Here is a 26,164-nt window from a genome sequence, read left to right on the forward strand (position 1 = left end):
TTTATTTTAGAGTTGAAGCGAGTTGAGGTATAAATTTAAAAAGCGTCATGAAAATTAATTTCATGGCGCTTTTTTTATAAAATCTAATGTGTGATTATTTCACATGCACGCGAACACCTTCACTATGGCTAGTGAATTCAGGAGCATACATACTTTGGATGGTGGTAATCCCATTGCTCATGTTTCCTTTGTTATTCACGCGTAAGTCATATTCAAAAACATAGATGCCTTTTGGTAAATAATCGAAGAAGAAATTTGTTGCAGCGTCTTTAGTGCTTTCATAATAGCCTAATCCGTCTTGATATTTATAGGAGGATATGACATTGATTGGCTCAAAACCTGCCGCTCGCATATCTTTCATATGAATAAATTCCATGTCCCTATCGCTCCGTAATTCGATGCGTACGCGCACCAAATCGCCAACTTTTAATGCTGTTTCATTGGTGATTTCAGAAATTTTCTCGCCTGTGTCGGTATTGGTTTTTAAGAATAATTTCTTTTGTAATTGCAAAGGCGTTTCAGCAAAGGTGATTTTGTCCAAATCCTCAAAATACTGCCAGTACAATCCGCCCCAAGCAATGCCGTCACCTTTTTTGGTCAGCGTAACGTTTGCCATTTCTGGTTGTATCTCAGAACCAGTCCAAGAAGTTTTGTAATAACCGGTTCCAGCTTCAACCTTTACATTCTCCAGTTTTGATGGCGCAATTTTTTTACCCCCTAATGTCACGTCTACTTGTTCTATGACGCTTAACCAATCGCTACCTTGTAATAGTAAAGCATACACGGCTTCAGTAGTCGCTTTGGTGGTGTTCCAACTATTGGTCTGCTTGTTTTTAAGTAGCCAAATTTTTAAATTATCGACTATTTTGGTGTCCTTTTGAATCTCTGAAAACGCTTCAATCATAAGCGCTTGCGTTTCCACTGGCGCTTGATACCAGAACCAAGATGGTTGATTATCTTTCCAATACATTCCTAATTCGTCCGAAGTAATACTATTTTCTCTTAACGATTTTAAAATGCCTTCAGCAGTTTTAGAATCTTTGGAGCGGTGCGATACTAGTGCCATTAATCCTTTGGCGTATATGGATTGTTTCAACCAATACTTTTGAATTTGAGTCTGGTAATATTTTGTAATGGTTTCTACTTCTTTAGATTTTGGAATATTCGTAAAAAAGCTGCGCATGTATAAATAATGCAATTGGGTGTAGCTCAAATGATCTTTCGTTAAGTCAACCTTTTTATCGTATTTACGAAGGTCTTTATATTCCTGAACAAATTCTGCATCTAAATAGGCGATTGCTTTTTTAATCATGGCATCATTAGACCCTTCGGCTGCGCTCAGGGAAACATTCAACTGTTTTAAATGTCCAAATCCAGTAATAATCTGCTGGGTAATAAATCGATTTGGGCGTCCGCCTTCGAACCAAGCCCAAGCCCCATTATTCATCTGACTGTTTTGAAGTTTGCGTTGCGCAGCTTGCAATTCATTACTCATTTTATTCATATCGAACAATAGCGCAATACGCTTTTTTTGTTCGGTTTCCGATTGTGCATCTCGAAGCCAAGGTGTTTCCGAAATCAAGATACTTATCAGATCGGCATTCTTTTCCAAATTGCTTAGCAAGGCATCCGTTGCAGCCCACTGATCAAACACTTCCTTGATTCTCGGATTGCTGTTGGCAATATGGCTCGCTAAGGCATTGGCGTAATATCTGCTGAACGTTTGCTCATTATTATCATATGGATATTCCATCAAATAAGGTAATGCCTGAACGGCATACCACGCCGGATTGGATGTCATCTCCAAAGTCAGTTTATGGTTTTTAAGTGTGGAAGAGGTGTTGGACTTTAATTTATCTAAAGTGAAGGTTCGCGTTTCATTGGAGCGAATCCACATTGGTAAAGTTTCAGTCACTAACATTCTGTTCGATAGGACAGGAAGTACATTTTGCTCGCCATCACTAAAATTGCCAGACTTAGCAATGATTTTATATTGCACCGCATCTACATCGTCAGGAATGGTCAAACTCCAGGTTAAATCGGTATTGCCTTTTGCATCCACAGAAAAGGATTTACGATAATCGGCATTATTGAGTTTTGCATCAATTGCTTGTCCAGTAATGGCATCAAATAGCTGTAAAACCGCTTCGCCAGATAACTGTTGTTCCGTCAGATTCGCGATTTTAGTGCTGATAGAAATGTCGTCCCCATGACGTAAAAAACGCGGGGCATTAGGAATGACCATCAATTCTTTTTGGGTAACAGTTTCTAAAGTGGTGGTTGCACTCTCTAAACCTTTGGTATGCGCAAGCAATTGTAATTTCCACTTGGTCAATGCCTCAGGAGTGGTAAAGCTAAACGTAACATTGCCTTCAGCATCCGTTTGTAATTGTGGATAGAAAAACGCGGTTTCTTGCAGGTTTTTACGGATGGTGACGGATTCTAGATTTTCTTTTTGTGAAGAGGCTGATTCCTCATTTCCAGAGGTTGCAGAACCAACGGTATGGCTTTTAGGTGGCGTACCATAACCTACCGTAACTACTTCATCTAATTCTGCATCAGCTTGTTCATTGACCATATTCGATTCAAGCATTTGAACACCACTAACTTTCCCTCTTAACATTATTGAAATATTCCTGTCATTCCCAAAATTGAATCCAAACCAATTCCATTGGTCATAATTTTGATGAGGGAAATTGAAATTGCTGTTTGGTAGATACACGTAAAAATTAGTGTTCCCAAAACTTTTCAGGGCTTGCCTTTTAGAGTTGCTATAATAAATAGGTTGGTGCAGCGGACTAAATTGCCATTGGTGCGGCGTAAATTGGTCTAAAGACATGTCATACATGCTGGCTAACAATTCAGCACTCACTTTATCACCTTGAGGACCTTTGATGTTAAAACTCCACGTTTCATCAGTTCCCGGTTCCAATTTGTTTCTAAAGGTCTTGGTTTCAACGGTCAATTCTGATTTTGGATACGGCACAGTAATGGTTTTTGTACCCGATTGAAAACTATTAAAAGCGGCGAAACTGTAATGAATCGCGAATCCGCCCAAATCTGCTTCAGTTACCGGAATAGCAATCGTTTTTTTGTTGTTGCTTAACGGAATCAAATAGGTTTTGATGATGTTCTGATTTTTTTCAACATCAACCGTAACCATCACGTCGTCAGCCGCGCTGCCAAACGTCATAATCACATTTTGACCTATGGTGTAAGATGATTGGTCAGTGGTTACACTAAATAATTGATGATCAGGTAGTGTTTTGTCATCCGGACTGAATACAAACGTCTGCGCTTCATCTTTAACCAACTGGCCATATCTATCTTTGCTTTCTAAAACGACCACATAATTCCCGGAATCCCATTTTTTTATAGTGCCTAAGTCGATGGTTTTCGATTTGGAAGTATCAAAATGAGTTTCAAAAACAAGGGCGCCTTTCTCCCAAGTATTCGAGTTATGTTCGTCTTGATACGCTTCATGTGGAAATAGTTTTTTAAATTCTTCACGAGATAATGCTTGATAATCTGGTGCTGCCCACGGACGAGGTCTTAACACTTCATTTGGGGCCTTGAGTTTGTAAATTTTGACAGTTCCTGTGGCGGGCACAAATTCGCCATTTAAATTTTTTGTGGTTAAGGTCAATTGATGATCTTTTTTGGTTTTATCCAATTGATCATTAATGGTGACAGTAGCCAAAAGCACATGATAACCGACGTTTACGATGGTTGTAGCGCTTCGCGTTTCGCCATTGAGATCTGTAACGTCAGCGGTAATTTCATAATTGAAGACCGGCAGATTGGTTTTATCCACACTGTCATCAGGAATGGCTTTAAAGTTGATCTTAAAATCCCCATCCTTATCAGTGCTGGTTTCACCGTGGGCAATTTCTTGTGGTCGACTGTTAAAATAAGGTCTGGACCAATAATACCAACGCGGATATTGCACTTTTCTATGCACGCGATACACTACTTTAGCATCTGTGATGGAGCTTCCGGCATAAGCCAACGCTTTGCCCTTTATTGAAATAGAATCATTGACTTTGAAGGTTTCTGTGATTGGACTAAACGTCGTTTCAAATTTTGGACGCTTGTACTCTTCAACCGAAAAATTGGTAGAGCTCGAACTTCCGGCCAACATAATTATTGAATAATTACCGTTTAGGCCGTCGTTTGGCAAGATAAATTCGCCAGAAACAGATCCATAATCATTGGTTTTGAGGTTCATTTCCTTCACCAATTCGCCATTTACATTCTTTAAACTAAGTTTCGCTTCTTGATTGGCATAAACGACCGTTTTTCCATTTTCAGTTTTCGTTGCAATCCCTTTAAAATAAACGGTTTGCCCTGGTCTGTAAATGCTCCTGTCGGTGAATACGAAAGGCTTGAACGTTATCTTTGCCTCATCGTCATTTTCGTTATAATACCCGTTAGTGTAATGATCCTTAAAATATGCAACGTCTCCATTATAATTGACGGTGATATCCATATTATAATAACGATTCTTTGCAGTCTTCAAGGTGAATTCGCCCTTTGAATCCGTTACAAAGTCCTCCGTTTTAAAACTGTTGTTGTAATTTTCTTGATACTTAATGGTCACTTTTGCTCCAACTAAAGGGTGGCCGTTGGTTCTATTTATGATTTGAAATAATTCTTTCTCCGCATCCGATTTGGTTACTAAGGCACTATTGGTGACTTGTATGACTTCAAACCCGTAAAATGAATCATCAGATTTCTCAGGCGTTGCAACAATTAAATACTGACCATTTGGTAATTTAGGAATGACAACTTCTGTGCTGTGCTGTTGGTAATCCTGCTCGTCTTTTAGTTGACTTTGCCATACTTCCGTGCTTTTTAGCGATTTAATAAAGGCGAGACGCTCTTCTTTTCTGTAGATTTTATTAAAGCGATCTAATTCAGTTTCTGTGAGTTTATTGGCTTTGAATGCTAAACTTTTCAAATTGGAATAACGCACCAACATCAAGCTGTGGGTTTGGACAGGAATATTCTTTTCAACGGTTAGTTGGAGTGTAGGCTTAAGAATGCGTTGTTTTAAAACTTCACATTTTTTAGCCCCTTTACTTTTAGGGAATTGTTTCAGTACCGCATCACATAGCGCTAATGCTTCTTTAAGTTTCCATCGATTTTTATCTATTTCGTTTTGAGAACGATCGTCTTGATGTGATGCCACTGTATTATTGTAATACCCCAGCGATGCAATTTCAAAATTATAAAGTGCTGACACCTCATGGGTTTTATAGGTTTCAGCAGCCTTTTTGAGTGTGTTTAAGTAAATAATATCTTTATCCACTAAACTACTGTTGGTTTTCACGAACTGCAGACGCTTGATGTCTACATCAGCTAAGGCTTGTGGATCTTTATCTTTCAGATGAAAATCGATCAGATTTTGATAGATTTTGAGCGCTTTTAGTTGTAAAGATGTAGAATCTTGATGTGTGATTTTTAATTCAGAAAAGGTTTTGGCATCCGCTAAAAATTCAGGAGCATCAATGGTGAATTTATAGGCAGGTTGGGTGATGCTATTTTCATCGGTTTGGTAAAATTCCAAAGCATTATGACTTAAAAAATCAAAAAGTGTAGGTCGGAAAACTTTTGATCCTTTCTCTAATTGTAGCAAATCGTCAAAATTTGATAACGGAGTTTTTTGAAGCTGGGCCTCATTTTGAAGTGAATTTCCATAATGACAATCAATTTCTTCAAAGAGGGTTTTTAAATCCCAAGTTCTGAAATCGTCGGCATTGACCTTCTGCTCAGTTTGTGTACGATTGTAAAATCGGTACCTGTTGTTCTGGAAATACTGCCAAAAAACATTGGCGAGCATATTTTCTAAAATATTCTTAGTTGGGGCTTCACTTTTTGCGATTTGTGATTTAAAATCGTTAACCACTTTAAGTTGTGCATCCTCTTCTAAAATGAGAGCATATTTACTTTTATAGAGTAAACTCTTTACGTTTTGCGTCGTATTGTTTTCGGCAACGGCCATTTTTGAAATCTGCTCAACAACTTCCAAAGCCGATTTTGGCAAGCCATCACTTTCGAATTTATCTACTTTTTTCCATAGATTTTCGTAAGAATTAGATTGCGCTTGGGCAAAATTTGAAAAAAGAAAGACCATACATACTGCTATAATTTGTTTCATTGTTTTGATAGTTTAATTCTTAAATAGAATTTTTTGTAAGCCACTTAACAAAAATCGTTATCGAAATAGACGAAATTCCAGCTACTTACGTTTATATGAGTGAAGTTAACATATTTTGAAGTTAACTTTTCCTACTTTTTATCAATTTGCAAAAACAATACCATAAGTATCCCTATTTTTGAATTCATAAACTTTCATATGAAATTATCTCTCTCTTTCTTCTTTATGTCTATAGTGGCTCTAGGTCAGGCCGAATTTCAAAAAGCAGAACAATTATTCGCAACGAATCAATTTAGTAAAGCCGAAAATTTGATGGTTTCTTATGTAAAAAACTATCCCAATGATGAAAAGGGACTAGAATTATTGGGTGACGCGTATGGGCATCAAAAGAAATGGGATGAAGCCATTGAGAGTTATAAAAAGTTGGTGGAGATAAGCCCAAGAACTGCGAATTACCATTATAAATATGGTGGCGCTTTAGGGATGAAAGCGTTGTCTGTTAGTAAGATTCAGGCGTTGGGAATTATTGGCGATGTGAAAGAAGCTTTTACGACTGCGGCAGAATTAGACCCAAAGCATATTGAAACGCGATGGGCTTTGGTGAAATTGTATATGCAGTTGCCGGGGATTATTGGGGGAAGTAAGAGTAAATCCCTGAGTTATGCGGATGAATTACAAAACATTTCAAAGGTAGATGGTTTTTTGGCGAAGGGTTATATTTATGAATATGACAAGGATCTTAATTCTGCAGAAAAATATTATAAACTTGCCGTTACAGAAGGAGGCTCTTTGCATTGTTATGAGCAATTGACCAATTTATATGAAGCTAAAAAGCAGCCAGAATTAATGATTTCCACTATGGAGGCAGCCTATGATAAGCATAAATCGAATGTGCTAAACTATCAAATTGGGAAAGTTTCGGCAGATTATAAAATTCAATTGGATAAAGGCGAGGCGCATCTCCAACACTATCTTGAGAATTATAAAAAGGAAGATGGTATTTCAAAATCATGGGCTAATTACCGTTTGGCGCAAATTCACAAACTTCAAAAAAATAAAGCAGAGGCCTTAAAATATATTGATTTGGCAATTGGCGAATCACCAAGAGCGGATGCCTTTAAGAAAGAACGTGTTGCGATTTTGAAACTTTAAAGTTTTTTCAAAGGGTATTAACTTCACGGATTGTGCGATTTTATCTGATAAATTCTCAGTTAAAGCTTTCTTGCTTCATCTATAAAATCATTCGTCATTTCGCATCAAAAAAACTATCTTTGATCCTTTCAAAATTTAACTATGAACGTACATTTTATAGCTATTGGTGGCAGTGCCATGCACAATCTTGCCATAGCGTTACACAATAAAGGGGAGCAGGTTACGGGGAGCGATGATGAAGTATATGAACCTTCAAAATCGAGATTAAAAGCGAAGGGTTTGTTGCCGGAGAGCTTTGGTTGGTTCCCTGAAAAAATCAATACATCTTTAGATGCTATAGTTTTAGGGATGCATGCAAAAGCAGACAATCCTGAACTTTTAAAGGCGCAGGAATTAGGCTTGAAAATCTATAGTTATCCTGAGTTTTTATACGAGCAATCCAAACATAAAACCCGAGTGGTCATTGGTGGAAGCCATGGAAAAACCACCATTACATCCATGATTTTGCATGTGATGCATTACCATGACAGAGATGTGGATTATATGGTAGGGGCGCAGTTGGAAGGTTTTGATGTGATGGTAAAATTGACGGATGACAATGATTTTATCGTTTTGGAAGGCGATGAATATTTAAGTTCCCCAATTGATAGACGACCTAAATTCCATTTGTATCAGCCAAATATTGCCTTATTAAGCGGTATTGCCTGGGATCATATTAATGTGTTTCCGACTTATGACAACTATGTAGAGCAATTTAAAATCTTTGTAGACAGTATTGTCAATGGTGGCAGCATCACTTACAATGAAGAGGATGCAGAAGTGAAGCTCGTGGTGGAAGCCTCAGAAAACACTATTAGAAAACTGCCATATCATACTCCGGAATATACGGTTGGAAACGGCGAAACGCTTTTGGAAACCCCTGAAGGACCGTTGCCAATAGAGGTTTTTGGAAAGCATAATTTGAATAATCTTGCTGGCGCCAAATGGATTTGTCAGCATATGGGCGTAGATGAGGATGATTTCTATGAAGCTATTGCCAGTTTTAAAGGTGCGAGTAAGCGATTGGAAAAAATAGGAGAGGGCAGTACCAGTATTGCGTTTAAAGATTTTGCGCATTCGCCAAGTAAAGTGCAGGCGACTACAAATGCTGTAAAAGAGCAATTTCCTGACCGAACAGTGGTGGCGTGTTTGGAATTGCACACCTATAGCAGTTTGAATGCGGAATTTTTAAAAGAATATAAAGGGACGCTTGATGCTGCCGATGTTGCCGTTGTGTTCTATTCGCCGCACGCAGTAGAAATTAAAAAACTTAAAGAAGTCACACATGAACAAATTGCCACAGCCTTTGAGCGTGATGATTTAGTCATTTATACCAATCCGGACGATTTTAAAAACTTCTTGTTCTCGCAGAATTTTGATAACAAAGTGTTGTTGTTGATGAGTTCAGGGACGTATGGTGGATTAAATTTTGATGACGTTAAAAAGATGATGGTTTAGATGATCTATTTATTTTGATGTCACTCAATATAAAAAAAAGCCATTTACAAGTGTAAATGGCTTTTTAATTAAATATCGTTTAATCTTATCTAATCTCAACTAATTCTAGTTCGAAAACTAAATCTTGACCTGCTAATGGGTGATTTCCATCAACCACAATATGATCATCTTTTACATCGACTACTCTAAATTGGTGCTCTGTTCCGTCAGGGCCTTTAGATGCTAATCCCATTCCAACTTCTGGTTGAATATCTTGAGGTAATTGTTCCTTTTGTACTTGATGAAACAATTCTTGTTGAACATCGCCGTAAGCTTCTTCCTTAGCAATTTCAACAGTTTTCTTTTCGTTTACCTTCATATCAAGAATGGCATTTTCAAAACCAGGAATCAATTTGCCTTCACCAATAGTAACTTCTAATGGCTCACGCTCCAAAGACGTGTCAAAAACTTGTCCGTTGGTTAATTTTCCTGTGTAATGTACTTTTACCGTATCATTCTTCTTTACTTGACTCATAAATCTTTTTTAATATTAATATATGATGCAAAATTATGATTTATAAGGCGATAGCCAAGATTTTGACGTCTTAATCCGATTTAATTAAGAAAAGCTTAACGTAAAGCGCTCATATGCGCGGTTATGTGGGGTAAAAAAAAGAGAGGGTGTGCTTTTGCTCACCCTCTCTAATTAAATGTTACTATTCAATCTATCAACTATTTTAAATCGATGGATCTGCAGGTGTATTTGGGTTGTTTTCACGCTCAACTGACGGATAAGGATAATAATTCCTGTTTCTTTCATTTTTGGTATTCGCTTCTAACGGAACAACGAAATTAGGATGGAAACGTTTACTGTCCTCAAATCTCAATCCCGTTAAGAATAACTCGATGCTTCTGTTTTTGTATATTTCTTCCAAAATAGCATTCTGGTTGGTGTTGTCGCCCGACCAAGCAGGAAGGTTGGCATTGACGCCCAATGGGTCATTATTTTTTTGTCTTACTAAATTCAATTGCTCAACAGCTTTGCCTAATTCGTTTTTTCTAGCGTAAGCCTCTGCCTTAATTAATAGCATTTCACCCGGAAGATATATTGGAATCGAAGACGTGTTGGTTGCAAAAAAGCCGAGCATTTCACTTATGGCTTGTCCTCCCGCATCTGCATTTGCAAATCCAAGATCAGCGCCTAAATAAAAACCAACTCTGCCATCTCCCGGCTCAGGTTTATAAGCACCCAATAATCCAAAATTTGTTTGCGGTTTTAAGTCGGTGGAATTAACGGTTCTGTTCCAAATTGGATTTTGGTTATTCGCGTCATAAATCCACATAGAATTGGTAGCGTCACTATGATTTAAAACGGCACTTGCGGAGGTTATGGCGCCGTCATAATTCCCTGCCATCAATTCGTATCTTGCAAGGTAGGCGTTGATTGTTTTTTCCATATTAAATTCCGACCAAAGCACTCTCGATTTAAATTCTTCTGACATTGGGGTGGTCGCCAATATATCCCTTGCTTCTTTTAACAATGAAATGGAGGTTGCCAGTACTGTTGCACGGTCACTAAATTGAGCGGCACCATCAGCTGAGTTGTTGATGGGTACTTGTTCAAACATTTCAATTAAGGAACCTAAGGTCATCGCTTTAAATAAGTTGCCATAAGCTAATAATCCACTTTTGGTTCCACTAGAAAGTTCAACGGTTTTAGCGCCATTAATCAATGATTCAGACATTCCTTTAGCTCGTAAAAAAACGATCCACGGGTTTGTAATACCTCCGCTTTCACTTGGTAGTTCAGCGCCTCCTCTGGCGAGTTCATTAATATTCAAAAAGGTATTGGTTACGCCCAATTCCCTGGTGGTAATGCCTGGGGCTTCTATTATTTGGCGCAATGCAAACACTGAATAGTATTGTCTGACACCAGTAGCGAGTGCAAAAAGTCCTCCTTTAGTCCCTAAAACAACATCTTCCGTTGGGTTGTTCGGATTTTCAAATTCGGTGTCGCAAGCAGTAAAGAGACTACTACCAATAAGCAAAGCACCTATAATTGTATATATTTTTATATGTTTCATCTTTTTAAAATTTATTGATTATGATACTTAAAACGTAGCTACGAGACCAAGTTTAATAACCCTAGGAATTGGAACTAGTCCCATAACACCTCCTCTTGAACCGTTACTTTGCCCATCCATATTAACTTCGGGATCATAACCTGAGAAATCGTCAATTGAGAACAAATTACGCCCAGAAATTGTGAATTTAATACTATTCACTCCTTTTAAAGGATCCTTTAATAAGTATGAAGTGGACAATTCTCGAAGTTTGATATAAGATCCATCTTCAACATATGATTCTGCAATTCCAAATTTAGCGGCGCCTGTGCCTCTTACGCTTTCGCCTCTTAATTCCTTAGCTGTTTCCGGACCTCCACCAAAACGGTAGAACATACGTGTGTCCCAACTTAAAACATCACCACCTTGTACAGCATCAAACTGCATTCTGAATGAGAAGTTTTTATATTTCAGTTCGTTAGTTAGCGTTGCTGTAAAGTCAGGGTTCGGATCTCCAATAACCTTGCTTAAATTTGCACCACTAGGTTGCCCTGAAGCATTTCTCTCTGGAACAGGATTTCCGTTGGCATCAAGTGAACCTTTCTCTCTTTGAGGTAAGCCTCCAGGAGTTAAAAGCAACGTGCCATCAGGATTTCTTGCGTAAAAACCTTGATAGAAAACCCCTAAAGGTTGTCCGTTCTTAGCAACCGAAAATCCAAAGTTTCCAATGCCAAACTGCTCTCCTTCAATATTGTTTACTTCATTTTTATTTGTAGAATACGTTCCTGTCACTGTCCAACTAAAATCGTTGGTTTGAATAGGAGTGGCTGTAATCAATGCTTCAAAACCTCTATTGGTCATAATGCCAATATTTTCTACCCTTGATCCAAAACCTGTAGAAGGGGACAAGGTTCTTGCCAATAAAAGATCCTCAATATCTTGTTTGTAATAGGTTAACTCTAAACCTATTCTGTTGTCAAATAATCCCATATCAATACCAAACTCCAATTCCGTCTGTCTTTCTGGTTTAAGGTTAGCATTACCCAATTGAGTAGGGGCAATTAACCCAGAACTTCCGTCAATACTTATGGCTGAATAATTGGATAACCTATCAAATGGACCAATGGCCGTTAAATTTCCAGCTTGACCCCAAGCGGCTCTGACCTTAAAACTATTGATTGATGACCCTAAATTGTCCTTCCAGAAATCTTCTTCCGAAACTAAATAAGACATACTTGCTTTTGGATAAAATTGATTTCTTTCATCTTTTCCAAATACCGAAGATCCATCTAATCTTATCGCTCCGGTCAGGAATAATTTTCCACTTATACCAAATGTCTGTTGTAAAAATCCTCCCCAAAATGATCTTTCGCTTCTACTTTCATTGGTAGAAATTGAAGCCGCACCGTTGGTGGTTTTAACGCCTAAAGCCAGACCGCTTCCGGAAATTGAGCGATACATAGTTTGATCTGATTGCCAAGAAAATCCTGCTGTAGTGGTTGATTTAAAGTCATCATTAATGTCAGTGTCAAATGACCCATTTAAATCGCTATTAAATTGTTTTGTGCTAACTGTCGTAGTGTTTGCATTACCTATTGTCATTGTGGTAGTTCCAATTGGTACATACGAATTTCCGATAGATTCTGAATTGTCATAACCAAGAATATAGGTGATTTTAAGTCCATCTGCAGGTTTTAAGTTAAGCTGTAAATCACTAATGGTTCTATTGTTCTTTTGGTTGAAATCGAAGGTATTTAGGTACTCCAAAATATTTGGATAGAATGTCATCGTTGGGTAATTACCCTCTGCATCTGGGTTCGGATCTATCGTATTGTTTGTGAATAAGATTGTTGGTAGTATCCCTGCAACATAACCACCATTAGGTTGGTCTTGACTATTGCTTGTTGAGAAATATGTTCCAATAGAAGCAGAAGCCCAATCATTTATAACTTGATTGACCCGAATTCTTCCTCCTTGTCTTTCATAGTTAGTAGTTTTAAGAATTCCATCATTATTTAAATATGAAAAGGACGCAAAATAATCTGTATTTTCACTCCCTCCAGAAATAGAAACATAATTATCCGTTCCCATTGAATTTTCAAACACCATATCCTGGTAGTCATATCGTGTTACGGGAACTTTGTTGAGGTTAGTAATATCACTAGAAGACCAATCAAATGGTTCCTGATTGAAATCGCGCTTCTTTCTTAAGGAATTAAAATTCATGCTAGTAGAAAGCGTAATAACTGGTTTGCCCGATTTTCCTTTTTTTGTAAAAATCTGCACCACACCATTGCTTGCTCGAGACCCATATATAGCTGCTGCAGCTGCACCTTTTATAACCTCAATTCGGTCTATGTCTTGTGGACTTATATCAGATAACCTGTTTTGAACAACACTAGATGTGCCTAAAACATCGGTAGAATTATTGTTAACAATAACACCATCAATAATATACAAAGGGTCAGAACTACCATTAACTGTACTTGCGCTTCTTAACCTAACGCTGATACCTGCAGCTGGATCGCCTGAATTTTGAGTTACTTGAATACCCGAGAGTTTTCCTGAAAGACCTCCAGTGATATCAGTAGCGCCTGATTCTGAAATCTCCGAACCTTTAACACTTGAAATGGTATTTCCAAGTTGTTTTTTAGCTGTTAAAGCTCCTGCTCCCGTTATGACCACTTGGTCCAAACCCAGAATGTCATCAGTCATTACGACATCAGTTACAACATCAGTCTGTTGACCTAAAGTGATTTTAACCTCCTTGGTTGCCAATCCTAAAGATCTAAAAACAAGTGTGTAACTTCCTGCTTCAATAGGTGCTTTCATCTCATAAGTTCCATCTAGGTCGGTTATGGCTCCATGATTGGTGTTTTTTATTTGAACCGTAACTCCCGTTGCCGGGCCGCCTAAATTATCTTTTACGTTACCACGTAATGTGTAAGTCGATTGGCTATGAGCTGCAAAGCCAAACATGAACAGCAGCAAAAAGCTGCTTAAAAATCGAAATCTCTTAGCAAGTAAGAGCGTCTGATTGGTTATTTTCATTTGAATAGAGTTATTTGTTAGTTAGGTTAAAACCATGAAATAAAATCAAAATTAACGCTATTATATGCGCTTTTTATGTCTATTTTTGTTAATATATTGTGATTTTTTAATCAAAATGTGCATAAAATTGCGCTTTATTAAATTGCTGTTTTTATGGATGTGAGAGACGATTTTAGAAGGAGTTATTCTTGAAGAAATAGGTGTATAATATTAATCGGAAAAAAAGATATCTTTAGGGATAGTTCAAAATATAACGTGTATGCCCATTAAAATATTTAGTTCACTGGTTTTATTGCTCTTAATTCAGTCTATCTCTCTTGGGCAAAACAGGAATAAAACAGAAGTTCTTGCGGCTGAGATCAATGCTATATTGCAGGCCGCTGCAGATAATTCTGAAATACCCGGGGCGGTTATTTTGGTAAAGCAAGGGAATCAAGAGATTCATAAAAAAGCCTATGGATATATCTCTCTTAAGGGGTATGATCAGCAAACTCTTGCTAATCCTGAAAAAACGAGTGTCGAACATCTCTATGATATTGCATCACTTACAAAAGTTATTGGCACCACTACTTCTATTATGCTGTTGGTTGATAAGGGGCTTATAAATATTGAAGATCCTGTCGCAAAATATATTAAGGGATTTGATACTCCGGAGAAAAACAAAATAACCATTAAGCATTTACTGACGCATACTTCAGGGCTTTATGAATGGTATCCTTTATATTATTTTTCAAATGACAAGCATGAAGTTTATAAGCTAATTGATGATCTTGCTTTGAAATATCCTGTTGGAATCGGTAGGCATTATAGCGATTTAGGGTTTATCGTATTAGGAGAGATCGTTGAAATTGTATCCAAACTTTCCTTAGAACAATTTATGGATCAGCATATTTTTAAGCCACTTCGTATGGAACACACTATGTTCAATCCGGTAAAAAATGGATCTGAGTTAAGAATAGCCGCGACATCTCATGGCAATCCCTATGAAAGAAGAATGGTCTCTGATTCGGCTCTTGGGTTTGCTATTGATAGCATCAATCCTAATCAATGGGATGGATGGCGTAAATATACCTTAAAGGGAGAAGTAAATGATGGCAATGCTTGGTATGCCAACAATGGTGTATCGGGACACGCTGGACTTTTTTCTACAGTTTCGGACTTACAAAAAGTAGTAGATATGTTGAGGCACAAAGGACAGGTGGGAAATCTCCAATTTATTTCTGAAAAAACCATCAACTTATTTTTAACCCAAGATAAATTTAAGAATGGATTAGGGTGGGTAATGGACACTTCTAGCTCGTTTATGAAGAATGCCCCAAAAGGAAGTTATGGACATACCGGCTTTACGGGAACAAGTATCGCCGTTATTCCGCAATATGATATATCAGTTGTGTTATTAGTAAACCGTCAGAACATGGGATTATTACCAAATCAGACTTATTATAATCTCAATAAAATTAGGGCGCAGATTTTTAAAGCAGTGATGGATTATTGCACTCATAAATAGGATTGAATAAGTCCTTAATAGTATTTTAATGAAACCCAAGAATTGTTAAAGGAAAAGCTATGCAATTCGGAGAATAGCCTTGTGAAAAATTTATAGAAATAAAAAAGCTTAACGTAAACCTCTGATTTGAGAGCAATAGCGTTAAGCTTTTTTTTATAATGAAGATATATTACTTTAATATGGATGAAAGTCGTCATTCCGGTAATTAGACTTCGACCAATCCAAATTCTATTTCATAATTAGATGCTGAATAAAGAATTCCATCATTCGGTTGAAGTTTACAGCAGTATGACCTTTATCAGGACCCACTTGCACTTCAAAACTCTTTTCAGCCTTTTGTAACGCTTGTATCAGTTGCAAAGAATTTGATGGATGCACGTTATTATCGTTGGTACCGTAAAAAATCATTAATTCCCCTTTTAAATCGTTCGCGTAATTCATCAAATTAGAAGCTTCGTAGCCTTTCGGATTGTTCTCAATAAGGTTCATGTAGCGCTCCGTATAGATGTTGTCGTAGTTCCTCCAATCGGTTACTGCAGAATTTGCAACCGCCGCATGATAGACATCAGGGAATCTTAACAAACTCATCGCTGCAACAGTGCCACCGTAAGACGTGCCGTATACGCCAACTCTAGTGGTGTCAAAATACGGGCGATTGTATAAGGATTTGACGCCAGCTGCAAAATCGTCCATTTCAACAATGCCTAAATTGCCGTATAATTTGTCGAGCATTTTTTTGCCTCGTCCTCCAACATTTCTACCGTCAATATTGACCACTAAGAAGCCAAATTCGGTGATGGCGTTTGGAAACTGAAAGGTTTCTCTAAAGGCGTTTACTCCAGGGCCTCCGTAGTTGCTTAATATTAACGGGTATTTTTTTGAAGGGTCAAAATTTGATGGAAAATGGATCATTCCGTGCAATTGGGTTTCGCCATCTGCAGATGTGAATTCGAACACTTCAACCGTTTTGAAGCCTAATTCCTTGAATTTGGTCAAGTCGGTTTTTATAAGTTCTTTCTTAATAGTTCCCTTGTCGTCCACAAGGCGCATCACCGGAGGGATGTTATGGGTTTGAGCGATATCAATAAAATGTTTCCCTGTAGGTGATAGATTGACGTTATGATTGTAAGCCGGATCTGTTAAGCGCACATCATTTGTCCCGTCAAAATTAACGCGGTGCAATTGGGATTTCATGTGGTTTTCGCCACTTGCGGCCATATAGTACACTTGCTTTTTAGCTTCATCAACGTCAACAATGCGCTGAACTTCAAAATTATGATTGGTCAGTTGGTTGACTAAAGTGCCATTAAAATTGTAGAGGTAATAATTTTTAAATCCGCTTCTTTCCGATGCCCAGATAAAATGTTCTTTGTCTTTTAGCTTATAGATTTCTGGCGAATTCTCTGTAAAACTTGGAAGCCATTCTTCTCTTACAATCACTCTTGTCTTGCCAGTTTCAGGGTTGGCGGCTTTAAACTCCATAATGTCTTGCTTTCTATTAGTACTGTGAAAAAGCAGTTCCTTCCCATCTGGAGACCATTCGATGTCATATAAATAAGTACCAAGTTCGCCATCGTTAAACGGCTTGCCGTCACGCGTATCGAGCGTGATGATTTTTTTGGTTTCTAAATCATACACCATCAAGTCGACCGGGAGGTTTTTAGCGCCTACTTTTGGATAGGCTTCCACTTCCAATGAATCTTGGATTTTAGTTTGATGGTACAGCACATAATACATTTGAGCATCCTTCTCATCAAATTTGTAAAAGGCTACTTTTTTACTGTCTGGAGACCACCACATGGCGGTGTTTTGACCAAGCTCTTCACCATAAACCCATGTCGCTATTCCGTATTTTATTAGGTTTTCAGTAGTACCATCTTCGGTAATGGCGATAACATTGGAACCATCAGGATTGCTGAGGTACATGTTTCTATCCTTTGTAAACGCTTTTAAAGTAGAATCTGGCGAGATTGCTGATGCATATTGCCTTCCTCTATCTGGTCGTTGTTGTCTTCTGTTTGATGTTCTTGGTGAAGTTTTATACGCTTCTGATTTGATGACTTTATTTTTTTTGACATCAAAAGTATGAACGATATCACCCTCCTGATATGTGAAACGTTTTCCATCGTCACTCCACACCACATTTGACGAGATTCTTGGCACAGAACTGTATAATTGTGGCGCCATTTTTTGATACTGATCGTATCCTGGCATGTTTTTTATTTTCCCTTGGGCGTAACCTGTATTGACCGACACCATTGCTGATAATGTCAGTATGCACAAATGAATGTATGTTTTAAATAGGTTAAATTTCATGTATTTTATTTTAAAAGTTTAAATGAATTAAGACCCTAGCGCATTTGGAATGAACAAAGAGCCAAGAATCAAGATGTGTTGTTTGTCTCTTATAATGTTTCCTTCAACCATTTGAAGAATTCATTTTGCCATACCAACGCATTTTGTGGTTTTAGCACCCAATGGTTTTCCTCAGGGAAATACAACAGTTTGCTCTTGATGCCCAATAATTGTGCGGCTTGGTAAGCGCTTAAGCTTTGCTCAATTGGCACACGGTAGTCTTTCCCGCCTTGAATAATCAACATAGGCGTGTCCCATTTAGAAACATTAGTAATCGGATTAAATTCGTTGTAAACCTTTTGTGCGGTCATATTATCTTTATCCCAATACGGGCCACCAAAATCGTGGTTCACAAAAAACAGCTCTTCTGTGGTGCCATACATGGTTCGGGTATCAAAAACACCATCATGAGAAATGAACGTTTTAAAACGTTTGTTGTGAATACCTGCTAAATAAAATACAGAGTAACCGCCATAGCTTGCACCAACCGCACCCAAGCGATCCTTATCCACATATGGCTCTTTTGCAACATCATCAATTGCTGAAAGGTAATCGTCCATTACTTGGCCGCCCCAGTCCTTACTAATCGCTTCATTCCATTCCACACCATGGCCCGGCATCCCGCGACGATTAGGCGCCACGACGATATAGCCTTGAGAAGCCATCAATTGAAAATTCCAACGGTAAGAATAAAACTGTGATAGGGCTGATTGCGGTCCGCCTTGCGCATATAACAACGTAGGATATTTCTTAGAAGCATCAAAGTTTGGAGGTAAAATCACCCAAACTAACATTTGTTTTCCATCGGTAGTAGTTACATAGCGCTTTTCAACTTTAGGCAAATCAATACCATTGTATAAATCTTGATTGATGCTGGTTAAGGCTTTAAAGTTTTTGCTCTTTAAGTTAAAACTGAAAATTTCAGCGGCATGATTCATATCGGTTCTCGTTACCAACAGCGTGTTGTCTTTTTGGGCAATGATGCTAGTCACATCAAATTGACCTTCTGAAAGTTGTTCTACTACAGGCGCGATTCGTTTTCTACCCGGATAATTCACTTTAAAAAGTTGAACAGTGCCATCAACCGGCGCCGTGAAATAGATGTCGTTTCCATCCTTACTCCATAAAAAACTATTCACGGTACCATCCCATCGCTCGGTTAAATTTTGTTTAACACCATTGTTAAGTACAATAATGTCGTTTTTGTCTGCTTCGTAACCATCAGTTTTCATTTGTAACCATGCCAAAGCGCCTTGTGAGGAAAAAGCAGGATGGGTATCATAACCTTTATTGTCTTCCGTGATATTTATAGTGGACTTAGTCTCGAGATTATATTTGTAAATATCCGTATTGGTGCTCGTCGCATAGGCTTTGCCCTTTAATTTCTTACTCACATAATAGATGTCTTTACTGTCTGGAGACCAGATATAATCTTCGTCGCCACCAAAAGGACGCTGTGGCGTGTGGTGTGGTTCATTTGGCATAAGGTCTGTGCCATCTTCATCTTCAGTACCAACTTTTTTGTAAAACACATGGTTGTACTTGCCGTCTTGCCAAGTATCCCAATGACGAATATCGAGATCTGAATAAATATAAACATCAGATTTCTCCAATTCTTTGTAAACGTCGCTGCCTTTGATGTTCTCAATCGCTACTTCATTATGAAAAAGTTTGTAGTTTCCATCTGGCGAAATGTTTTTGTCTATTGCATTAACATCATCTTTTTCAATTTCGACCATTTCACCTCCATTGACGGGCATTTTGTAGTATTTAGAGTCGAAGTTATTTTCTTGAATGTTTGGTGTTTTTACCTCTAAATAAATAGTAGAACCTGCTTTGTCTAGTCCCTTAACGCTTAAGCGCTGTACCTTCCATAATAATTCAGGTGTCATTTTTTGTTGTGCAATTACTGCATTACTACTTACTATTAAGCTCATAATTAGAAGTGCCTTTTTCATAATTGATTTGTTTATAATTGAATGGTTTTTGGTTGACAGAGAATCCATATTTCGAAATGAAAAAATATGATTTTCATAAAGATGCTAAATTTATAAAATTCCTTTGAGATGGGGGAGTGAAGCGCTGTTTATTACTGCTATAAATGCATTTTGAAAATATGAGGAAATTACACGGTGAAACCCCGTGACTTTCTTTATGAATGCGGACTTTTAGTAAAAAGGAATATTTAAGGTTTTATTCAATTTCAACGCCTTCCGTGGTGAATAAAAACGATTTATTCCCTAATCCACCAACCATGACGGCCTGAAATATTGGGTTAAGTTTTTCGCTACCGTACCATTCGATGATAAAATTGGCTCCAGAACCACTAGTTTCATTACCTTGATCAACCATATACTCAAGGGTTTGAAGCGTATTTAAAAAAATAGGAGCTTTAATGTGTTTTCGCACCAACTTGCCTTTAGTATTATAATAATCTATTCGACTAATAAAAAGAGTGTCGGTTTCACTAGTATTGTGAATACTCAATGTAGAGGTCAATAATGTTCTTTCATTCCTCGTCCTCTGATAGATGTGGGAATATATTGGAACATAGACCTTCTTTATCTTGAATTCTGCTTCTGTTTTGATGGTATTGCCCAAATGGTGCTTTGTAGAAATTGTTTCGGTTTTATCGTAAGGTTTTTTAGTGTCGCAGCTCACCAATACACTAACGAAGACAGAAAGAATGATAGGGAGATTTTTCATGTGTAGAGGTCAAAAACTTCAGTGTCTTGCGCCGTCTAACAAATATAATAAAGAATAATACAGGATTTTTAGGAAAATGCATTGATTTTCAGTTAGATACAGTTCTGCATTATGGAGATGACTTAAATGAAAAAAAGCCTAAAAAATCTTACGATTTATTAGGCTTTCTGGTGGTACACATTAGGTGTATCCAAGTGGTAATTGATTAATTTCGATATAACGAAAATATATACTCTTAGTATCCTGGATTTTGTTGACTCTCAATTTCAGGATTCGCATTGATCTCTTCCTGAGAAATTGGTAACACGGTTTTGTAAAATGTGCGATCAATTGTTTTTTCTCTAGTCGAAATTGGCACTCCTCCAAGATCGTCATTAAAGGTGATTTGCTTATTCAATCTCAACATATCAAAAAATCGTTGTCCTTCAGTGAACAATTCTTTACTTTTTTCATCCAAAATCATATCGATACTAATGGTCTCCGCGGTTGCAGGAGCTAAGTTAGGTGCTCGTTTTCTAATCGCTTTAAGATACGTGGCCGCCAAAGCTTTGTCTGAATGAAATGCTGCTTCGGCTGCAATCAGATAAATTTCAGATAAACGAATAACTTTAATATTTACTGCTGTTGCTGTAGACTTTCCATCGCCAGATAGTGCAATGTCCCCGCTATATTTGTAGCTCGCTCCCATGTGGGTTGGGCCAACTTCATCATAATCAAGGACGCCCCATCTTACGTCATTGGTGTCTTCTCCTAAACGGTTCAAATAATAATCACTAGCTATAAATTGACCAATGGCACTTGACGATTTATGTCCGGCTCTTCTCAGATAAACACTAAGACTTGAGTTGCCTAAATCTGCTTCACTTGGCAGGATTGCCAATTCAAATATAGATTCCGATCCAAATTGTCCAGTCCAAGAATTGACCCATTCAGAATTGGAATACAAAGAATAGGCTCCAGAATCTATAATTTCTTGAGCGGCAGCAAGAGCTTCCGGATATTGTTCCATATTAAGGTAGACCCTTGCTTGCATGGCCATGTTGGCATAGTAATTTAAATACCCGTTATTCTTGGTTTTTGAAAGGAGTGGCTGAGCTTCTTTTAAATCAGAAATAATTTGATTATAATTTTCTGCTACCGTAGCTCGCAATGGTTGCGCTAAAGCATCTAAAGGTTCAAGAATATTAGGCACACCATAGGAGGCTTTGTCATAAGAATAAGGTTTCCCATAGATGCGAACCAAATCAAAATACATTAATGCCCTTGCTGTTAAGGCTTGTCCCTTTACATCGCTAAAATCAGCTTCCACACCAGAGGCTTCCAAGCGTTCAATATTTACAATTAGATTATTGGTTTGAAGGATGCTATTGTAAATGCTATTCCAGAATCCGGAATACGATCCGCTGGTTGGTGAATGGTTAAAGGAATAGAGGCCATCTAAACCTCGTCCCATTGAAAATGTTGTGAGATCTCCTCCTTTGGCGTCCCCATATAATATGAAATTACGACCATAATAATTTGAGGAAGTCATGTTACTCATAATTCCGGTCAACATCACTTTTGCATCAGCAAGTGTTTTGATAGATGTTGAAGCATCTCCGGAATTACTTGGGGTAACATCAAGAAAATCAGCATCGCATGAGCTTAACCCAAGGAATAGAATAATAATTATGACAGATTTTATATTGTTCATTTTTCAGTTGTTTTTAATTAATTATAATGACAATTCAATTCCAAAAGTATAATTCTTCATAAAAGGGGTTTCCCATCCTCTTGCTGCAAATTGATTTACTTCAGGATCTGCATTTTTATACTTTGAGAAGGTTAGCAGGTTTGTACCAATTACATATAATCGTACGTTTTCGAGCCCAATTGGATTTATTAATTTTGTCGGTAGATCATAGTTCAATCGGATATTCTTCAATCTCAGGAAACTTGCATCGTAAATATGTCTTCCACTTTTTTGAATGGCATCTGTTAGGTCTGTTCCTCTAACCATCGGCAATCCAGCATTTGGATTATCCTCAGTCCACATATTATCATAAGCATATTGTGAACGGATTCGCTCCCAGTAATATCCATCATCTGCGACATCTTTTTCAGCCCCGTCGTATAGTTTTCCACCCAATTTGTAGATGAAATCTAAACCTAAGGAAACACCTTTATATTTAACTTGAGTATTTATACCTCCAAAAACATCAGGTATACCATCACCTATAATTGTGTAGTTTGCGTCTTTGTAATCATATGTTGCGCCTCTTCCATTAAGAAGAAAGCTTCCAGCTTGAGGATTGTCTTTGTCATTTACATAATATCTACTCTTGCCGTTAGCGGGATCTACCCCGGCATATTCATACCCATAAAAAGCTAATGTAGATTCGCCTTCCCTGTAAATGTATTGGGCGGTTGCGTCTCCATCATTAACCCATATAATATCGGCGCCTTCGCTTAATTCAAGAACTTTTGAATCGACAAAAGATGCATTTACGGAAGCACTCCATGTGATATCGTTAGAACGGATAATATCTCCTCCTAAGGATAGCTCAAGGCCTTTATTTCTAATAGACCCAATATTTTTTAGGGTAGAACTAAAACCTGTGATGCGTGAAATTGGCACACTTTGCAATAAATCTTTGGAGTCACGCGTAAAATATTCGATAGTTCCATAAATTCGATTTTTGAAAAAGCCAAATTCCAAAGCAACGTCTGTGGAGTAGTTTGTCTCCCAAGATAAATTTTCATCAGCAACATTGCTCAGTACTCCGCCGGCGGTTTCCATATATTTAGCACCATAGCCGGTAAGCGATCTCCATCCAAAATTAGAAGGTGGCAATGTACCATTGACCCCGTAAGAAGCTCTCAAGCTTAAGTTGCTAACTGCTTCTACATCCTTTAAGAAAGCTTCTTTACTGATATTCCAGGAGGCGCCAACTGACCAAAAGTTACCCCAACGCGCGTCTGGACCAAGTTTTGAACTTCCATCACGACGGTAGGAACCAGAAAGAAAATATTTTTTATCAAAACTATATTCCAACCTAGAAAGGATAGACATCATATTATTGCCCCAGTAGTAAGCGCTAGCATCTGTGTCTCCAGCAGTGGCCACAGTGTGCAAATTACTTGAAGGTAAATCTTTACCGGAAGCACGTATGAAATCGGTTTTATTTTTTTCGACTTCATAACCAGCCAAGAAATCTAAGTGATGTGCGCCAAAATCTTTAGCATAATTCAAGGTGGTTGAAGACACTAAGCTTGTGGTGTTTGTGGACATTTCATTTACGGTGCCAAGGCCTTGTCCATTATAATGTAAACGGCTGTAGTACAAGTGGTCTTTAGTTTCGATATTATCATAAGAAAAAAGAGTCTGTACACTCAGTTCTGGGAGAATATTGACTTTCAAGCCTTCTATGGCACTAACTCTTAAAGTTTTAGAGGAGTTTTCCCACTCATTATCGTAGTAGACATTGTTTTGTGCCAAACTACCGTAACGTGCTGTCCACGGTTCGCCAGTTTTATAATTGGTTGGCCAATATAAGCCCCAAAGAAGGTTACGAGTTTGCTCATAATAGTTAGAACTAAGATTTCGGCTATCATTAAAACCAGATAATTCGGTTTGTGCTACATTCACTTTAGCCGTAAATTCTATGTGCTGGCCGATTTTCTGTTCTAAATTAACCCTTCCTGAGATACGTTCATTTCCATTTATTTTCACTCTACCTTCATCTTTGCTATAAGAAAAAGAAGAATAATAATTTGTGTTGTCACTTCCTCCACTTACTGAAATGTCTTGGGTCTGATTTATAGCAGTTCTGAAATAAGCATCTTCCCAATCAAAATATTTGCCTTCCCGATTTTCGATGCCATCGGTCATACCTCTAATGATTAGATTTTCACCTACGCCCGTACCATTCGTTTCAAAATAATAGCCATGTTTATTGAACTTAACGTTTAATCGTCTGATAGCATCTGCATTTGCTACTGCGTCATCTTTTCCGTTTGAAGTATTATAGTCATGGAATACGCGATATAAATAATTGATGTTCTCCTGCGTGCTGGCAGGCTCATAGTTGTCGGTTGCCCAAGATGGACTAAAACCAACTGAAGATTTCAATGTAATTCGCGGCACTCCTTTTTTTCCTCTTTTGGTCGTAATCATGACCACACCGTTAGCGGCTCTAGAACCATACAATGCAGATGCTGCAGCATCTTTTAATATGGTAATTGATGCGATGTCATTTGGATTCAAGGTGTTCATTATATTATTGGTCACCATAATTTGGTCGGATAGTTGGCCTGAATTTCCTGAGGTCACAGGAACGCCGTCAATAACATAAAGTGGTTGTGTGGAGGCATTCATCGAGCCAATACCACGAATTTGAATACTGGTTGAGGATCCTGCCTGTCCTGATCCTTTTGTAACATTTACGCCTGGAGCTTTTCCTGCCAATGCATCTTGAAAAGATGCGGCTGGCACGTCTTCAATGTCACCGCTTTTAACCACAGAAGCCGATCCTGTATAGGTTTCCTTTGTAGACGTTCCATAAGCTACTACAAAGACCTCATCTAAGGCGGTGGCGGATTCTTTTAAAGTAACATCAATAATGCTTGATGATCCCACGGTTATCAATTGATCTTCAAATCCTACGCTAGTAAATCGTAAGCTTTGTCCCTCATTGACTTCCAATGAATACTTTCCATCAATATCTGTAACGGCCCCCTGTGAGGTACCTTGAATAATGATGTTTACACCCGGCAGTGGAAGTTGTTTATCATCGGTCACTGTTCCAGTAACTATTTTTCCTTGTGCAAAACTCAACTGTGCAAGAAATAGCATTAACAGTGTGAAAAATCGAGTTAGGTTTACTTTCATAATTTAAGTAAATAAATGATTAGTTAATATTTTTTTTAAGTCTCTAGTTAACAAAATGTTATGTAGACCTTAACAAATATAGATTTATTTTTATGAAATCCAAATCCCACAATATGGGTAATCAATGCTAAATATGTTAAAGTTTTAAGTTTCTATTAAATTTTTCAATTTAATTGTCAAAAAAGGGATTTTTAATAGAAGCTTTGGGAATCAATTTAGTTTTTAGTACTAGGAATCAAGAATCTAGTTGTTGCTTTTAAAGTGTAATAAAACTAATAGCTGAATGAAACCTTTAGAATTATGTTGGTAGTAGTGGCAGGATTAACTACGTTGATCCTGGATATGGGGCGTTGCTCATTAAAAGCCTAAAACCGCGAAGAGCGGTTTTTACGTCTTTTTTTCATTTGTTAGCTTATGCGCAATTGCGTTGGCAACGCCACAAATAAAAAAAAGCCTAACAAATCTTATGATTTATTAGGCTTTTAGTGGTCGGGGTGGCAGGATTATACCCTTTCCCCATAATATTATATATATCAACCAGTTACAGATTCCGAAACTTTACTGTTAGCCGATTTGTTGACGATATTATAAATGAACTTAAAGTAAAATGCTTTACTTTCTGATGGTGCAAATATATAATTTGTATTATTTCAAACCAACATAAAAAGTCATTTATTTTATGACTCTTAATACTGCTTCAAATTTGGTTCATTATGCCTAATCATTTCTACTAAATATCTTTAAGTTAATCATTCTGGAAACACATTAAATCGAGTAATCAACTATTTCATTATAGGTCTTTTAAGTGATGAACTTCTATAGAA

At 37.7% G+C, this 26,164-nt stretch carries 12 protein-coding genes; 3 read left to right on the forward strand and 9 right to left on the reverse strand.

The annotated features are described in order from the left end of the window. Nucleotides 1-94: 94 nt before the first annotated feature. Complete coding sequence (locus tag Q0947_RS00200) at nucleotides 95-6,160, reverse strand: alpha-2-macroglobulin family protein (RefSeq protein WP_299389897.1); 6,066 nt, start codon at nucleotides 6,158-6,160, stop codon at nucleotides 95-97. Between the two features lie 198 nt (nucleotides 6,161-6,358). Here Q0947_RS00200 and Q0947_RS00205 point away from each other — a divergent pair, with 198 nt between their 5' ends. Beyond that, on the forward strand, nucleotides 6,359-7,312 hold the full coding sequence (locus Q0947_RS00205; protein ID WP_299389900.1) for a tetratricopeptide repeat protein: 954 nt from the start codon (nucleotides 6,359-6,361) through the stop codon (nucleotides 7,310-7,312). 141 nt (nucleotides 7,313-7,453) lie between these two features. Further along, on the forward strand, nucleotides 7,454-8,809 hold the full coding sequence (locus tag Q0947_RS00210) for a Mur ligase domain-containing protein (RefSeq protein WP_299389902.1): 1,356 nt from the start codon (nucleotides 7,454-7,456) through the stop codon (nucleotides 8,807-8,809). A gap of 85 nt (nucleotides 8,810-8,894) precedes the next feature. On the opposite strand, the gene Q0947_RS00215 is transcribed toward Q0947_RS00210, so the two are convergent. From Q0947_RS00215 to Q0947_RS00225, 3 genes are all read right to left on the reverse strand, one after another. Beyond that, nucleotides 8,895-9,323, reverse strand: a complete 429-nt coding sequence (locus Q0947_RS00215) for a peptidylprolyl isomerase (protein ID WP_299389903.1) — start codon at nucleotides 9,321-9,323, stop codon at nucleotides 8,895-8,897. A 202-nt stretch (nucleotides 9,324-9,525) separates the two neighbouring features. Next, nucleotides 9,526-10,872, reverse strand: coding sequence for a RagB/SusD family nutrient uptake outer membrane protein (locus Q0947_RS00220; protein ID WP_299389906.1), 1,347 nt, complete (start codon nucleotides 10,870-10,872; stop codon nucleotides 9,526-9,528). Between the two features lie 27 nt (nucleotides 10,873-10,899). Beyond that, entirely contained in the window at nucleotides 10,900-13,902 is a 3,003-nt protein-coding gene (locus Q0947_RS00225) for a SusC/RagA family TonB-linked outer membrane protein (protein ID WP_299389909.1), read from the reverse strand. 259 nt (nucleotides 13,903-14,161) lie between these two features. On the opposite strand from Q0947_RS00225, the gene Q0947_RS00230 reads away from it, so the two are divergent. Next, on the forward strand, nucleotides 14,162-15,409 hold the full coding sequence (locus tag Q0947_RS00230) for a serine hydrolase (protein WP_299389912.1): 1,248 nt from the start codon (nucleotides 14,162-14,164) through the stop codon (nucleotides 15,407-15,409). Nucleotides 15,410-15,637: 228 nt separating this feature from the next. Here Q0947_RS00230 and Q0947_RS00235 read toward each other — a convergent pair whose 3' ends face one another. From Q0947_RS00235 to Q0947_RS00255, 5 genes are all read right to left on the reverse strand, one after another. Then, entirely contained in the window at nucleotides 15,638-17,725 is a 2,088-nt protein-coding gene (locus Q0947_RS00235; RefSeq protein WP_299389916.1) for a DPP IV N-terminal domain-containing protein, read from the reverse strand. An 89-nt stretch (nucleotides 17,726-17,814) separates the two neighbouring features. Beyond that, nucleotides 17,815-19,722 (reverse strand): S9 family peptidase, encoded by a 1,908-nt coding sequence (locus Q0947_RS00240; RefSeq protein WP_299389919.1) that lies wholly within the window; start codon nucleotides 19,720-19,722, stop codon nucleotides 17,815-17,817. A 235-nt stretch (nucleotides 19,723-19,957) separates the two neighbouring features. After that, on the reverse strand, nucleotides 19,958-20,470 hold the full coding sequence (locus Q0947_RS00245) for a DUF3124 domain-containing protein (protein WP_299389922.1): 513 nt from the start codon (nucleotides 20,468-20,470) through the stop codon (nucleotides 19,958-19,960). Between the two features lie 235 nt (nucleotides 20,471-20,705). Then, on the reverse strand, nucleotides 20,706-22,163 hold the full coding sequence (locus Q0947_RS00250; protein WP_299389925.1) for a RagB/SusD family nutrient uptake outer membrane protein: 1,458 nt from the start codon (nucleotides 22,161-22,163) through the stop codon (nucleotides 20,706-20,708). 21 nt (nucleotides 22,164-22,184) lie between these two features. Beyond that, nucleotides 22,185-25,340: a TonB-dependent receptor gene (locus tag Q0947_RS00255; protein ID WP_299389929.1), complete on the reverse strand. Its 3,156-nt coding sequence runs from the start codon at nucleotides 25,338-25,340 to the stop codon at nucleotides 22,185-22,187. Between the last annotated feature and the right edge of the window lie 824 nt (nucleotides 25,341-26,164).

Origin of the sequence: uncultured Gelidibacter sp. (genome assembly GCF_947500795.1) — a bacterium.
GTDB lineage: Bacteria > Bacteroidota > Bacteroidia > Flavobacteriales > Flavobacteriaceae > Gelidibacter.